Here is a 13154-nt window from a genome sequence, read left to right on the forward strand (position 1 = left end):
TGATGTACCATGCTGATTTTTAGTGCTTTTCGATTGGTTCTTCGATCGTGGCGGATGGTTTTGTGGTTGTATCTGGTGAATGCGGGGCTGGGTTTGCTGGTGTTGTTACCGGCTTATTCGGTGATTCGGAGCGAAACCGGTTCTTCGCTGGAATACCTGAAGTTACTGAACCATTTCGACTACACGGTTTACACCGATTTCCGGCACACCAGCGGCCCGGCAATCGACTCGTTGCTGGCGGTTGGGCGGTGGCTTGGCGGTTTGTATCTGATTGTCAGCATATTTTTTTCGGGCGGTATTCTGCTGGAAGTTTCACCCGCTTCGCAAATCCGGCAACCGTTTCGGCTGAGCCGGTTTCTTTCCGCCTGTGTTCACTTTTTTGGGCGGTTTTTCCGGCTGTTTCTCTACGTCTTAAGTATTCTTCTGGTAATTGCCTTTTTCGGGATATTCGTTGGGGCGTTAGCCGGTTACAGCCTGAGTGAGGTGTCGAACGAAGAATCGGTTATTTATTTCGCAGTAGGCTGCGTTTTGGTCTTTGGTTTTCTGGGGTTACTGATGCTTTGTGCCGGAGATTACGCCAAAGTTCTGCTGTTTCGCCGGGACGAAAACCGGGCGCTTCCAGCATTTATACAAGCCGTGCGGTTTGTATTCGCCCATTTTCGACTCACTTTTGGATTATACCTGCTGCTACTGAGTATGGGAGCGGTTGGTTTTACTATTTACTTCCTGATTGAATCGTTGATCGTAACCAGCGGCTGGCTCCCGATTGGGCTGTTGTTCATTTTTCAGCAACTCCTGATTTTTTCGAGAGTATTTCTGAGAGTCTGGATGCTGGCCACCGCGATGGCGGTTTTTGACCGGAAAACCGCTCAGTCAACATTGTTCCAACCGATTTAAATACCTGTGACAATCCACATTGACTTGGTCAAATGTGGCTAAATCGGTAACTTGCCATGTAATATTTTTTCCTAACATCCTTTTACCAAACGAATGCAGTCAACTATTCCTCCCCCGCCGAAACTTTCGTATAAATCTTTATTTGGCTTGCCCGTCATTGTGGCCGCTTTGGGCTACTTTGTCGACATCTACGATCTGCTCCTTTTTGGTATCGTTCGCGTTCCCAGTTTGAAAGATCTGGGGCTGAACGACGAGCAAATTTCCAACGTTGGGGCTAATATTCTGAATTGGCAGATGGGCGGTTTGCTCATCGGCGGTATTTTGTGGGGCGTTCTGGGCGACAAACGCGGACGACTTTCGGTGTTGTTCGGTTCCATCATTACTTATTCCATTGCCAACATTGCCTGCGGTTTTATTGATCGTGTCACGTTCATGAATCCCGTCGATTACTACGCGGCCATGCGGTTTGTCGCCGGTGTCGGACTGGCGGGCGAACTGGGCGCGGGCATCACGCTCGTTTCCGAAGTATTGCCGAAACAACTGCGGGCCATCGGAACCTCGCTCGTCGCCGGAATCGGCCTGTTTGGGGCCGTTGTGGCCTATTTCACCGTTGAATTATTCAATTGGCAAAACGCTTTTCTGATCGGCGGAGCGATGGGAATTGGCTTATTGCTGCTCCGGATTGGCGTTATCGAATCCGGAATGTTTACGGAGGTGTCGGAGCAGAAACACGTGCAGAAAGGAAACTTCTTTGCCTTTTTTACGAACTGGGAACGGTTTTCACGCTACATGAAGTGCATCGGAATCGGGCTCCCCACCTGGTTCATCATTGGAATTCTGGCGACGTTCAGCAACGAATTCGGGAAAGCGTTTGGGATTGCCGAGCCTGTCAAACCGGGACTGACCATCATGTGGTGTTACATCGGGCTGGCCATCGGTGATCTGGCGAGTGGTTTGATCAGTCAGGGCCTGGAATCGCGCAAAAAAGCAGTCGCTTTGCTGATGGGTTTTACCTTGCTGGTCAGTCTGATCTACGTCTATGTGACGCCAAAAACCGTTATGAGCCTGTACATGTATTTCCTGGCGATGGGCTTTGGCATTGGTTACTGGGCCATGTTTGTTACCATCGGCGCCGAACAGTTTGGAACGAACCTGCGGGCCACTGCCGCTACCACCGTTCCGAATATGGTGCGCGGAACGGTTATTCTGATGACGAGCCTGTATGCGTATTTTAAACCTTCGCTGGCGGTGATCAACGCCGGAGTGGCCGTTGGTTTGATCTGCTTCGCCATCGGTTTTTACTCCATTCTGACTATCCCCGAAACGCACGGCAAAGACCTTAATTACTTAGAGGAGTAAAGCAGGAACGGAGGAAGGAGGGAGAGGAGTTACCATCTGCTTTCTTCCTTTTGCCTTTTCTCCCTTATTTTTCTCTTCCTCTTATGACGACTTCTCCTTCCGTAACCTACCGCCCGTTATTTACTTTACCGGTTATTGTGGCGGCTTTGGGCTATTTCGTGGATGTCTACGATCTGCTGCTGTTCAACATTGTTCGCGTTCCGAGCCTGAAAGATTTGGGTCTCGACGAAAAACAGGTGTCGGTGATTGGTGGTACGGTTTTAAACTGGCAACAGGCTGGGTTGCTGCTGGGCGGTATTTTGTGGGGTATTCTGGGCGATAAACGCGGGCGGCTTTCGGTGCTGTTCGGCTCCATTATTACGTATTCCGTGGCTAACATTGCCTGCGGTTTTGTGCAGGACGCCAACACCTATGCGGTTTTGCGTTTCGTCGCAGGCCTGGGGCTGGCGGGCGAACTGGGCGCGGGCATTACGCTCGTCTCCGAAATTCTGCCGAAAGAACTGCGTGGCTACGGAACCTCCCTGATCGCGGGCGTGGGTCTGTTTGGGGCCGTTGTGGCCTATTTTACGGTGGTGCTGTTCAACTGGCGGACAACGTATTTCATCGGTGGCGGTTTGGGATTGCTGCTGCTGCTGTTGCGTGTATCGGTTTTTGAATCAGGGATGTTTCTGAAAATCAAGGAGCAAACCGTTCAGCGCGGTAATTTCTGGTCGCTGTTTTCCAACGGGAAACGCTTTCTGACGTACCTCCGCTGCATGGGGCTGGCCGTTCCAACGTATTTTGTCATTGGCATTCTGGCTACCTTCAGCAATGAATTCGGAAAAGCACTGGGCATTGCCGAACCGATAGCACCGGGCCGGGTCGTCATGTTTACGTATATTGGTATGGCCGTCGGTGACCTGATCAGCGGCCCGCTCAGCCAGTGGTTTCATTCCCGTCGGCAAGCAATCGGTGCGCTGATGACAATGAATCTGCTTTTTGTGGCGGTTTATTTGTTTGCCGGTATTTCGACAATGCCGGTTTTCTACGCGGTCTGCGTGGGACTCGGTTTTTCCATTGGCTACATCGCCCTGTTTCTGACGGTTTCGGCCGAACACTTTGGCACCAACCTGCGGGCCACGGCCACCACGTCCATTGCCAACAACGTTCGGGCTACCACCTTGTTAACCATTCCGCTTTTTCAAACCCTCAAAGTATCTTTTGGGGTCATCAATGCAGCCGCCATGGTCGGCGCGATTTGTTTCGTCATCAGTTTCTGGTCGCTGGTAACATTGGACGAAACGTACGGGAAAGACCTCAATTACACGGAACACTAAACTATGATTACGGTGATGAACTATGATGTTTATGATAGAATGTGATTGCGGTGATGTTAATGATGATTTTAAAAAATTGATCTTAAAGTCCATCACAAACATCACTGTAATCATAGTCTTTCACCATAATCATAGGCTATTATAACCATCACTGTAATCATAGTCCCGTTCATCCTTCTTTTCTGCCTTTTCTCCTAATTCGCCGTTTTGTCGGTGGGCTTCCTACATCTTTCTGGTGAATCTGAACAGTAGACAACAAACCTGTTAAACACCATGAAAACGATTATCCGCACCGCCAGCGGTCTGTTGCTGGGTGCCCTTCTCTTGGTCGGAACGACCTCATTTGCGCAGACAGCCCCTGAAGACAAACCCTTTCAAGTTGTCACCTATCCATCGGCAAATCCCCTGAAAGTGTGGGTGAACATCCAGAAAAATGATCCCGGCAGTAAAATCGTTGTTCGGTTGCGCGATCAGGAAAACCGGATCGTCTTTGCCGAAACCATGCCCCGGCAGCTTGATAAATACCGCCAACGATTCGATATGAGCGAAATGGCCGATGGCGCGTATACCTTCCAGATCACGAATGGCAAGGAAACCGTCGAAAAATCATTCCAGCTAAAATCATCGGGTGTTCAGCAACGTACCACGCAACGACTGCTCACTGTGGTGCCGGTTACGGATCCACAGTCGGGAATGTAAGCCACAAAGGAATGAGAGAACGGAGGAGTGAATAAAGGGTTACCGGCGAAACCGTAACCTATTCATTCCTTCACTCGTTTCTTGCCCAGAACGTGTAAAGCTGCGGCTTGACCTGACGCCGGACGAGTTGGGTTGATTTTTCGTCATATTCCGCCATTCCGCCCGGTTTCAGCGCATACTTCTTCATTTCGCCGAGCATTCCGGAAAAATAGATGACGAAATTAGCCTGTCCCTGTTCGACCACCACCCGCACCTTATTGTGTTGGTAATTGACATAAATCCGGGCTTTCTGGGCTTCGGTTACCACATGATCGGCGGTGTGAATCTGCAACCGATATCCGATGGGTTGCTCAGCGACCAGGACAACGGCCTCACCGTCGAGCCAGATGCTGCGGTTTGGTCCCGACCAGTCGGACGAAACCCTCAACTTTGAATTTTTATTCAGTATAACCGCCGAATGGTCGGTTAATTCAACCCGCATGTACTGATCGGCTCCGGATTGGTAGATGACATCGGCGGGCAATTGCGCTTCGCGCAAAAACCGGATGCTGAGGCCAAAAATAATGATACAGCCGACCCAGATGGCAATCCGGGCAATCTGTCGCCATACCGTTCGGTAGAGGGGCGGCTCAGGCTCCAGGGGGAGATCTTTGGTTTGTCGGGCAATGCCCGCCCACATGCGCTGCCAATCGGGCGATTCGACACCAGCAACCGACGGATTGCTCCATTGCTTCCGCATCAGCCCGCGCAACCGCGATTCATTGTCCGGGTTCTGCAACCAGCCAATCACCCACTGTTCTTCTTCGGGGCTGCACTCGTTCCGGACATATTTAACCAACAACTCTTCCATTACAATGAGTTGATGAGTGAATGATAGAATGAGTGAAAAGCCTACCGGATTCTATTTTTATTCACTCATTCTATCATTCACTCATTCAAAATTAATACGTATGTCGTTGAAAATAAGTGCCTAAGGTGTCGTAGGATTGATCCAGGTGATCTTCGATGGTTCGCGTAGAGAGGTTCATGCGATCCGCGATTTGTTGGGATGTATAGCCCTCGTGGCGGCTGAGCAGATAAATTTCCCGACGGCGCGGGGGCAGTTGCGAAACCGCCTGTTGATACAGCAATTCCAGCTCCTGATACAGCACCTGTTCCTCGGTATCGGTGCCCGATTGGGTGGTTAAACGTTGAAGAATTTCCTGTGGCTGACACTGGCTGTGCCGTTCGCGGAAGGCCGCCAGGACCAACCCATAGGTCATCGTAAATAAATACCCATTCAGGGGAATATCTTCATCAAGTGTACTCCGGCGTTCCCAAAGGGTGGTAAATACATCGCTTACGATTTGCTGAGCGGTTTCCGGGGATTTAAGAAAGCTGACGGTGAAATAATAAATCCGTTGAACATACCGGTCGTAGACCCGCCGAAAAGCGGTTGGGTCGGCGTTCCGTAGTTGTCGGAGAAGTGTTTGTTCAGCTTGCATTCTTTACGCGTTTTTTTGATTTTGGTCTGATCGTTGTTTGTTGATTATCAGACACAGAGCTCTCCAAACTCAGTGGACAAATTCCGAATATCCCGGTTCGGGATTTGCTCCTGTGTAATTTTCAGAACCTCCCGGTAGACGAAAAGAGTGACCATCGTCTTTGAAGACGTTGGAAGCAAATTAGCTATGCTGATCGGACTGAATGTGAGGGTAAATATACACAGAATTGTCAGAAATGCAGGGATTTGGTTTACCGTTAAGTAAACTAACGCGGTGGAGGACCGTTCCATCAGTAAAGAAAAGTTCAGATTAGTTCAGGAGGTAATTACCGGTTTGAACTTACTAATTTTTTCGGTATCCTGCATACTTTTACCAAAAAAACCGCCTAGTTTTATCGGTAATTGTCCTATTTTGGGTCTACAATAAACCACACGCATGAATTTACAGGATTTCACAGACCAGATTCGCCAGCGGATCGGCACCGAAAGCGGTTTCAATGCAACCGTTAAATTAGCTACGGATCAGGGCAGTATTTTTATCGACGGGCGGGAAAATCCACCGGTTGTTTCCAATGAAGATAACGAAGCTGACTGCACCATCAAGGTTTCGCTGAGCGATTTGCAAAAACTGGGTACCGGCGAACTGAACCCGATGACGGCTTTTATGTTTGGTAAACTCAAAGTTCAGGGAGATATGGCGCTTGCGATGAAAATCGGGCAGAAATTGAGCTAATCTCCGGGTGGTTACCCCCTTTCCTAACCCTTAAATTCCGAAATTCCTCATGAAACTCACCGCTCTTTCCCGCCGGAAATTTTTGCAGGGCAGCGCTCTGGCAGCCGCCGGTTTTACGATTGTGCCGCGTCATGTGCTGGGCGGTCCCGGTTTTACCGCCCCCAGCGATAAACTCAATATAGCCGCTGTCGGTTGTGGTGGAAAGGCGGATGTGAACATTCGGTTGGCCTATAACAAAGGTTCGGACAATTTTGTCGCGCTGTGTGACGTCGACGACCGGCAGGCGAAGAAGTTTCGCGCCCAATTTCCCAACGCGCCGTATTTCAAAGATTACCGCCAGCTATTCGACAAGGAATCGAAGAATTTCGATGCGGTGATCGTCTCGACACCCGACCACATGCACGCGCCCATTGCGATGGCGGCCATGCAGTTAGGCAAGCACGTTTACTGCGAAAAACCGCTCACGCACGACATCTACGAAGCCCGGATGCTGACCGAAGCCGCCCGCAAATACAAAGTCGTTACCCAAATGGGCAATCAGGGCAGCAGCGGTGACGATACCCGGAAAATAGAAACCTGGATTCAGAAAGGCGTTATCGGACACGTCCATACCGTCAATTGCTGGACCAACCGCCCGGTTTGGCCACAGGGCGTCCGCTCGCCGAAAGACAAAGGCGAGTCGCAGCCGGTGCCGTCGGAAGTGGACTGGGATCTGTGGCTCGGAACGGCTCCGCTCCGCGATTACCACGAAGCTTACATGCCGACCCGCTGGCGGGGGTATTGGGATTTCGGAACCGGCGCACTGGGCGACATGGGCTGCCACTTCATGGACGTGCCGTTCCGGGCATTGAAGCTGAAATACCCGACTTCGGTGGAGTGCAGCGTTGGGTCGGTTTATGCCGACTTCTTCAAGGAAGCGTTTTACGACGACGTTTGCCCGCCTTCCTCGGCGATTCACCTGACGTTTCCATCGGACGATCACAAGGTGAAGGAAATCAAGTTTTCGTGGTACGACGGTGGCATTCGCCCGCAGCTTCCCGAAGGACTTCCCTACGAAAAAGTATTTACGAACATCGACGGCGGAATGATGTTCATCGGCAGCAAAGGCATTCTGGTCGCGGAATTATTCGGCAACAACCCGCGTCTGTTTCCCGAAGAAAAATTTGGTGACAAAAAGCTGCCTGATGCCGAAAAACCGTTCGTCGAGGGCAAAACCGAAGGTCATCAGCAACAGTGGGTGAAGGCCTGTAAACAGGGCTACGGAGCCTACACCAGCTCGTCGTTCGAGGAATCCGGGCCGCTGACCGAAACCGTCCTGATGGGCAACCTGGCGACACGCAGTTACCTGGCGCGGGAAGCAAAAACCGGGGGCGGTTTTAATTTTCCCGGTCGGAAGAAACTGCTCTGGGACGGCGCGAATATGAAAATCACCAATTTTGATTACGCCAACCAGTTTGTAAAACGGCAGTATCGCGGGAATTATTCGTTGTAATACCGCTGCCAGGGCCGTGGGCCGCTGTCAGGGTGCTTTCCGAACCGCAATTGCTTCGATTTCGATCAGAAAACCGTAGTGCAATTGGTTGGTAGGAACCACAGCACGGGCGGGTTTGTGCTCACCGAAAAAGCCGGCATAAGCCGCATTGACCTGATCCCAGAGCGCGATGTCGGCGATGTAAACCGTCGTTTTCAGGACGTGGGCGAGGTCGCTGCCGGCGGCATCCAGAATGGCCTTAACGTTCTCCAGCACCTGCCGGGTTTGCTCATCGATCGAACCGGTCAATTTTTCTTTGGTGACGGGATCAATCGGTAACTGGCCGGACACAAAAATGAGGTCGTTCCAGACGGTGGCCTGCGCATAATGCCCGGCTGCCAGCGGAGCGTTGGGCGTTTCGACGGTTTGAATCATGAGTTCAGACAAGAGAGGTTAGACAAGAGAAGTGAGACGGGGAATAAAGACTTCTGTCTCACTTCTCTTGTCTAACCTCTTTATTCTAATTCTTTCAGATACAGTTGAATCGTGTTTTCCAGGCCCAGGTACAAGGCATCGCTGATCAGCGCGTGACCGATCGATACTTCGAGCAAACCGGGGATATTCTGGTGAAAATACCGCAGATTTTCCAGACTTAAATCGTGACCGGCATTAAGACCAATTCCTAAATCATTGGCTACGTTGGCGGCCTGAACAAACGGCGCAATGGCGGCTTCCCGGTTTTCGGCGTAGTGGGCGGCATACGGTTCGGTGTAGAGTTCGATCCGGTCGGTGCCGGTTTCTTTGGCGCCCCGTACCATCGCTTCGTCGGCATCGACAAAAATCGAAACGCGAATGCCCAATCGCTGAAAATGATTGACCAGGTTCGTCAGGTGAACCCGGTGTTTGATCGTATCCCAGCCCGCGTTCGACGTAATGGCATCCACGGCATCGGGCACGAGCGTCACCTGTTCGGGCCGGGTGCGCGTCACCAGTTCAATAAACCGCTCGTCGGGATTGCCTTCAATGTTGAACTCGGTGGATACCACTTTTTTGAGATGCAGCACGTCGTTGTAGCGGATGTGCCGCTCGTCGGGGCGCGGATGAACCGTAATTCCTTCCGCGCCGAACCGTTCGCAATCGAGGGCCACTTTGACCACATCCGGATTATTCCCTCCCCGCGAATTCCGCAGCGTGGCAATTTTATTGATATTAACGCTCAGACGAGTCATTTTTCAGTGAAGAGTTATGAGTTAAGCGTGATGAGTTATGAATAAGCCCATCCTGTTTTCGTAACTTTGCCAACCTTTCAATGGTTCCGGGAGTAAAGTTACTTTTAACTAATAACCGCACGGGCGGCCCCGTTTTAATTTTTAACTAAAATATGAAATTATGGCGCTGAAACAACAAATCGATACCGATATCAAGGAGGCCATGAAAGCCCGGGAACAGGATCGGTTGCGGGCTTTGCGGGCGATTAAATCGCTGATTTTGCTGGAAGAAACCAAAGACGGATCGGCCGGGGGCGACATCAAACCCGAAGATGAACTGAAGTTACTGACCAAAGCCGTCAAACAGCGCCGGGATTCGGCCGATATTTACCGTACGCAGGGCCGCGAAGACCTTTTGCAGGCTGAACTGGCCGAAATTGCCGTTATCGAACATTATTTGCCGAAACAACTTTCGGAAGACGAACTGAAAACCCGCGTACAGGCTATCATTGAAAAAGTGGGCGCCAAGGGTCCGCAGGATCTGGGAAAAGTAATGGGCGTGGCAACGAAAGAACTGGCGGGACAAGCCGAAGGGAAAGCCATTTCCGCTTTGGTAAAGAATTTGCTGAGTTAAAGGAAAAGAACGGAGGAAAGGAAGAGAGGAGAAAAGGAATAAAGGGAGTATTTCTCTTCTTTCCTCCGTTCCTACTCTCTTCCTTTCCTCCTTGAGAAAAATGAAAATTCTCGACATTGTCATTCTGATCACGCTGCTGTATGGTGCTTTCAACGGCTACCGCAAGGGGTTGCTGGTGGAAATTGTAGCCATTGTTGCGTTCATTGTGGCTATGATCGTCGGATTCAAATTTCTGGGGTTCGGGATTGATTTGCTGGCGCCATACATCAGCATGGATGTGGCCCGACGGTTGTTACCGTGGCTGGGTTTTTCGATCATTTTTTTTCCGACCGTTTTTCTGATCAACCGCATCGGTTTTTCCCTGCGTCAATCGTTGAAATACACCCTTTTGGGAACGTTTGACAGCCTGGCGGGGGCGGCCGTCGGAATTTTTACCTGGGTTTTCGGAATTAGTGTAATGCTCTGGTTGTTAACCTGGATGGGCGTACGTATGCCCGTCAAACACACGCAGGAAACTTACCTGTATCCGGTGATTAAACCGGTTGCGCCGAAAGTGATGGACGTAACCTCGGGCTGGATTCCCATTGGTACGAACTGGATTCGCAAACAAAAGGAAGAATTCTCACGCAATTTCGATGATCCGGATACCGAAAATGCCAGCGAAGAAGCAGAAAAAGAAGGATGATACCAACGAAGCAGGATATACGAAAACTCAACGAAGACCAACTCAAAACCTGGCTGACCGGCCACGGTGAGCAGGGTTTTCGGTCGAAACAAATTCAGGAATGGCTCTGGAAACGCTCGGTGCGGACGTTTGACGAGATGACCAACCTCTCGCTGAAAACGCGGCAATTGCTGGCGGAACATTTTGAAGTGCGCACGCTGGCGGTTTCGAAACAACAACAAAGTTCCGACGGAACCATCAAATCGTCGTTTCGGCTCTATGACGGTAATCTGGTGGAAGGTGTCCTGATTCCGGCCTTGCGGAAAGATGAGGACAACCGCATGACGGCCTGTATTTCGTCACAGGTGGGTTGCTCGCTGACCTGTAAATTCTGCGCCACGGGCTACATGGACCGCAAACGCAACCTGGAAGCCAGCGAAATGGTGGATCAGGTGGTGGCCATCGATCAGCAGGCTAAAGAAGCGTACGGAAGCGGTTTGACCAACATCGTATACATGGGCATGGGCGAACCGCTGCTGAATTACCAGAACATGCTGGAATCCGTCGAGCGGATTACGTCGCCGAACGGTTTGGGCATGGCGGCCAAACGGATTACGGTTTCGACCGCCGGGATTGCCAAAATGATCAAGAAACTGGGCGACGATCAGGTGAAATTCAACCTGGCGTTGTCGCTGCATGCCGCCAACGACGACAAGCGGAACCAGATTATGCCCATCAACGAGAGTAATTCGCTGCCTGCGCTGGCCGAAGCTTTGAATTACTTCTATCAAAAAACCGGTACGCGGGTGACGTTCGAATACATTGTGTTCAACAATTTCAACGACACCTTGCAGGACGCCAAAGAGTTGTGGCAGTTTACCAAAAAAGTGCCCGCCAAAGTCAACATCATCGAATATAACCCGATTGCGGAAGCGGATTTTACCAATACGGATGCCGACAAGCTCGACCAGTTTGCCGGTTTTCTGGAAAACCGGGGTGTTATCGTGAACATTCGCCGGAGCCGGGGCAAAGACATCGACGCGGCTTGCGGACAACTGGCTGGCAAGCAGTAATGTTTTAGGGCGGTTTGCCAAAACCGGGCGGACTTCAAATCAATCAAAAAAGAATCCAAACCAGCATGATTTTGTACAAAGTACTGGGTCATTGCTTAACATTTAGTTAACATTGCCCTCGAAAGTTTACCGTACTTTTGAGCCATAATTAGTTGTTGAGTTTTTACTAAGACTCAGTTTCACAGACTTGTATCTGCATGTTCGGATTAGAAACGGATATTTTTATCCTCCTCGCTCTTTGTCTCTTCGCTGCCTGCGCATTTGAATTTGTCAACGGTTTTCACGATACAGCTAACGCCGTTGCGACGGTTATTTATACCAACTCCCTGAAGCCCAACATTGCCGTCGTCTGGTCGGGCATCTGCAATTTTGTGGGTGTATTGCTGGGTGGTATTGGCGTCGCCATGGGAATTGTCAATCTGTTGCCGGTCGAACTGCTTGTCGATCAGAATGTTTACCACAGCATTGCGATGGTGCTGGCGTTGTTGTTCAGTGCGATTATCTGGAATTTGGGAACCTGGTATTTCGGATTGCCCAGCTCCAGTTCCCACACGCTGATCGGTTCGATCCTGGGCGTGGGCCTGGCGTTTTCGACGATGGGTGCGGCTGGCGAACGGGGTGGTGTCAACTGGGAAGAAGCCGAAAAAATCGGGAAAGCGCTGTTGCTTTCTCCGTTGATCGGGTTTAGTCTCGCCATTATTTTGATGTATTTGCTGCGGAAACTGGTCGGTAATAAAGACCTTTTTAAAGAGCCGAAGAAAAATACGCCCCCGCCGACCTGGATTCGCTCCATCCTGATTTTAACCTGTACGGGCGTTAGCTTTTTCCACGGTTCGAACGACGGACAGAAAGGCGTCGGCCTGATCATGCTGATTCTGATCGGTATTACACCCGCTTATTTTGCGCTGAATAACACCATAGATCCGACCACGATGCGCGGAAATCTGGTGCAGATTTCGCAGATCGTCAATAAAATCGATACCACCGGTTTGTCCGACACGGATCGGGGCCGGTTAGTTCGTACAAAAACCGAGATTGCTGATTTGCAGCAGGTTATTTCGCTTCCACTCGTAGATGGTAAGTTCAAAGCTGACGAGCGTTTGCAGATTCGCCGGGATTTGCTGCTGATCAACAACAACGTAAAGAAGTTGATCGAAAGCGAAGACGTCGACCTGAGTGCGACGGATATCGCTACGCTGACAACCAACCTGAATGAGAAAGTGGGTCTGCGCCGGTTTACGGATTATGCGCCACTTTGGGTCATTCTGATGATTGCGTTGTCGCTCGGTTTGGGAACGATGGTGGGCTGGAAACGGATTGTGGTGACGATTGGTGAAAAAATCGGAAAGCAGCATTTAACCTACGCCCAGGGTGCTTCGGCGGAATTGGTGGCGGCCACCACCATCGCGCTGGCAACGCTCTACAAAGCGCCGGTCAGTACGACGCACATGCTGTCGTCGGGGATTGCCGGGAGCATGGTGGCCAGCAAAGGGATCAAAAACCTCCAGGGCGGAACGGTTCGGAACATCGCCCTCGCCTGGCTGATGACGTTGCCGGTTTCGATTACGCTGTCGTTTACGCTGTACCTGCTCTTCCGCTGGATTTTTGACTAACATT

General features: G+C 50.8%; 14 protein-coding genes. 10 read left to right on the forward strand and 4 right to left on the reverse strand.

Annotation, left to right across the window (positions count from 1 at the left end; all coding sequences use genetic code 11):
• The first annotated feature begins 9 nt into the window (after positions 1-9).
• The 4 genes from EHT25_RS29625 to EHT25_RS29640 all read left to right on the forward strand — a co-directional run bounded on the left by EHT25_RS29625 (position 10) and on the right by EHT25_RS29640 (position 4271).
• Positions 10-897: a hypothetical protein gene (locus tag EHT25_RS29625; protein WP_124879046.1), complete on the forward strand. Its 888-nt coding sequence runs from the start codon at positions 10-12 to the stop codon at positions 895-897.
• Between the two features lie 93 nt (positions 898-990).
• Entirely contained in the window at positions 991-2256 is a 1266-nt protein-coding gene (locus tag EHT25_RS29630; protein WP_124879047.1) for an MFS transporter, read from the forward strand.
• A gap of 83 nt (positions 2257-2339) precedes the next feature.
• Positions 2340-3572: an MFS transporter gene (locus EHT25_RS29635; protein WP_124879048.1), complete on the forward strand. Its 1233-nt coding sequence runs from the start codon at positions 2340-2342 to the stop codon at positions 3570-3572.
• 273 nt (positions 3573-3845) lie between these two features.
• The gene (locus EHT25_RS29640; RefSeq protein ID WP_124879049.1) at positions 3846-4271 is read left to right on the forward strand and encodes a T9SS type A sorting domain-containing protein; all 426 of its coding nucleotides are present in this window, start codon (positions 3846-3848) and stop codon (positions 4269-4271) included.
• 70 nt (positions 4272-4341) lie between these two features.
• Here EHT25_RS29640 and EHT25_RS29645 read toward each other — a convergent pair whose 3' ends face one another.
• Together EHT25_RS29645 and EHT25_RS29650 are read right to left on the reverse strand one after the other, a co-directional pair.
• A complete protein-coding gene (locus EHT25_RS29645) occupies positions 4342-5121 on the reverse strand; it encodes a FecR family protein (protein WP_124879050.1) in 780 nt (259 codons plus the stop codon).
• A gap of 91 nt (positions 5122-5212) precedes the next feature.
• Complete coding sequence (locus EHT25_RS29650; RefSeq protein WP_124879051.1) at positions 5213-5755, reverse strand: RNA polymerase sigma-70 factor; 543 nt, start codon at positions 5753-5755, stop codon at positions 5213-5215.
• A gap of 435 nt (positions 5756-6190) precedes the next feature.
• Here EHT25_RS29650 and EHT25_RS29655 point away from each other — a divergent pair, with 435 nt between their 5' ends.
• Both EHT25_RS29655 and EHT25_RS29660 read left to right on the forward strand, forming a co-directional pair.
• Positions 6191-6487, forward strand: coding sequence for an SCP2 sterol-binding domain-containing protein (locus EHT25_RS29655; RefSeq protein WP_124879052.1), 297 nt, complete (start codon positions 6191-6193; stop codon positions 6485-6487).
• 49 nt (positions 6488-6536) lie between these two features.
• Entirely contained in the window at positions 6537-7979 is a 1443-nt protein-coding gene (locus EHT25_RS29660; protein WP_124879053.1) for a Gfo/Idh/MocA family protein, read from the forward strand.
• Between the two features lie 27 nt (positions 7980-8006).
• On the opposite strand, the gene EHT25_RS29665 is transcribed toward EHT25_RS29660, so the two are convergent.
• Together EHT25_RS29665 and EHT25_RS29670 are read right to left on the reverse strand one after the other, a co-directional pair.
• The gene (locus tag EHT25_RS29665) at positions 8007-8393 is read right to left on the reverse strand and encodes a RidA family protein (RefSeq protein WP_185731529.1); all 387 of its coding nucleotides are present in this window, start codon (positions 8391-8393) and stop codon (positions 8007-8009) included.
• Positions 8394-8473: 80 nt separating this feature from the next.
• On the reverse strand, positions 8474-9187 hold the full coding sequence (locus EHT25_RS29670; RefSeq protein WP_124879054.1) for a pyridoxine 5'-phosphate synthase: 714 nt from the start codon (positions 9185-9187) through the stop codon (positions 8474-8476).
• A gap of 160 nt (positions 9188-9347) precedes the next feature.
• On the opposite strand from EHT25_RS29670, the gene EHT25_RS29675 reads away from it, so the two are divergent.
• The 4 genes from EHT25_RS29675 to EHT25_RS29690 all read left to right on the forward strand — a co-directional run bounded on the left by EHT25_RS29675 (position 9348) and on the right by EHT25_RS29690 (position 13150).
• Entirely contained in the window at positions 9348-9800 is a 453-nt protein-coding gene (locus EHT25_RS29675; RefSeq protein ID WP_124879055.1) for a GatB/YqeY domain-containing protein, read from the forward strand.
• A 100-nt stretch (positions 9801-9900) separates the two neighbouring features.
• The gene (locus EHT25_RS29680) at positions 9901-10485 is read left to right on the forward strand and encodes a CvpA family protein (RefSeq protein WP_185731530.1); all 585 of its coding nucleotides are present in this window, start codon (positions 9901-9903) and stop codon (positions 10483-10485) included.
• A complete protein-coding gene (rlmN, locus tag EHT25_RS29685) occupies positions 10482-11537 on the forward strand; it encodes a dual-specificity RNA methyltransferase RlmN (RefSeq protein WP_124879056.1) in 1056 nt (351 codons plus the stop codon). Before EHT25_RS29680 ends, rlmN begins: the two co-directional genes overlap by 4 nt.
• 197 nt (positions 11538-11734) lie before the next feature.
• Positions 11735-13150, forward strand: coding sequence for an inorganic phosphate transporter (locus tag EHT25_RS29690; RefSeq protein ID WP_124879057.1), 1416 nt, complete (start codon positions 11735-11737; stop codon positions 13148-13150).
• Positions 13151-13154: the final 4 nt, after the last annotated feature.

Source organism: Larkinella rosea (genome assembly GCF_003858635.1).
GTDB classification, from domain to species: domain Bacteria; phylum Bacteroidota; class Bacteroidia; order Cytophagales; family Spirosomataceae; genus Larkinella; species Larkinella rosea.

Coding starts and splice junctions, on each gene's coding strand:
- EHT25_RS29625 (WP_124879046.1), top strand. CDS start 10: ATGCTGATTTTTAGTGCTTTTCGATTGGTTCTTCGATCGTGGCGGATG.
- EHT25_RS29630 (WP_124879047.1), top strand. CDS start 991: ATGCAGTCAACTATTCCTCCCCCGCCGAAACTTTCGTATAAATCTTTA.
- EHT25_RS29635 (WP_124879048.1), top strand. CDS start 2,340: ATGACGACTTCTCCTTCCGTAACCTACCGCCCGTTATTTACTTTACCG.
- EHT25_RS29640 (WP_124879049.1), top strand. CDS start 3,846: ATGAAAACGATTATCCGCACCGCCAGCGGTCTGTTGCTGGGTGCCCTT.
- EHT25_RS29645 (WP_124879050.1), bottom strand. CDS start 5,121: ATGGAAGAGTTGTTGGTTAAATATGTCCGGAACGAGTGCAGCCCCGAA.
- EHT25_RS29650 (WP_124879051.1), bottom strand. CDS start 5,755: ATGCAAGCTGAACAAACACTTCTCCGACAACTACGGAACGCCGACCCA.
- EHT25_RS29655 (WP_124879052.1), top strand. CDS start 6,191: ATGAATTTACAGGATTTCACAGACCAGATTCGCCAGCGGATCGGCACC.
- EHT25_RS29660 (WP_124879053.1), top strand. CDS start 6,537: ATGAAACTCACCGCTCTTTCCCGCCGGAAATTTTTGCAGGGCAGCGCT.
- EHT25_RS29665 (WP_185731529.1), bottom strand. CDS start 8,393: ATGATTCAAACCGTCGAAACGCCCAACGCTCCGCTGGCAGCCGGGCAT.
- EHT25_RS29670 (WP_124879054.1), bottom strand. CDS start 9,187: ATGACTCGTCTGAGCGTTAATATCAATAAAATTGCCACGCTGCGGAAT.
- EHT25_RS29675 (WP_124879055.1), top strand. CDS start 9,348: ATGGCGCTGAAACAACAAATCGATACCGATATCAAGGAGGCCATGAAA.
- EHT25_RS29680 (WP_185731530.1), top strand. CDS start 9,901: ATGAAAATTCTCGACATTGTCATTCTGATCACGCTGCTGTATGGTGCT.
- rlmN (WP_124879056.1), top strand. CDS start 10,482: ATGATACCAACGAAGCAGGATATACGAAAACTCAACGAAGACCAACTC.
- EHT25_RS29690 (WP_124879057.1), top strand. CDS start 11,735: ATGTTCGGATTAGAAACGGATATTTTTATCCTCCTCGCTCTTTGTCTC.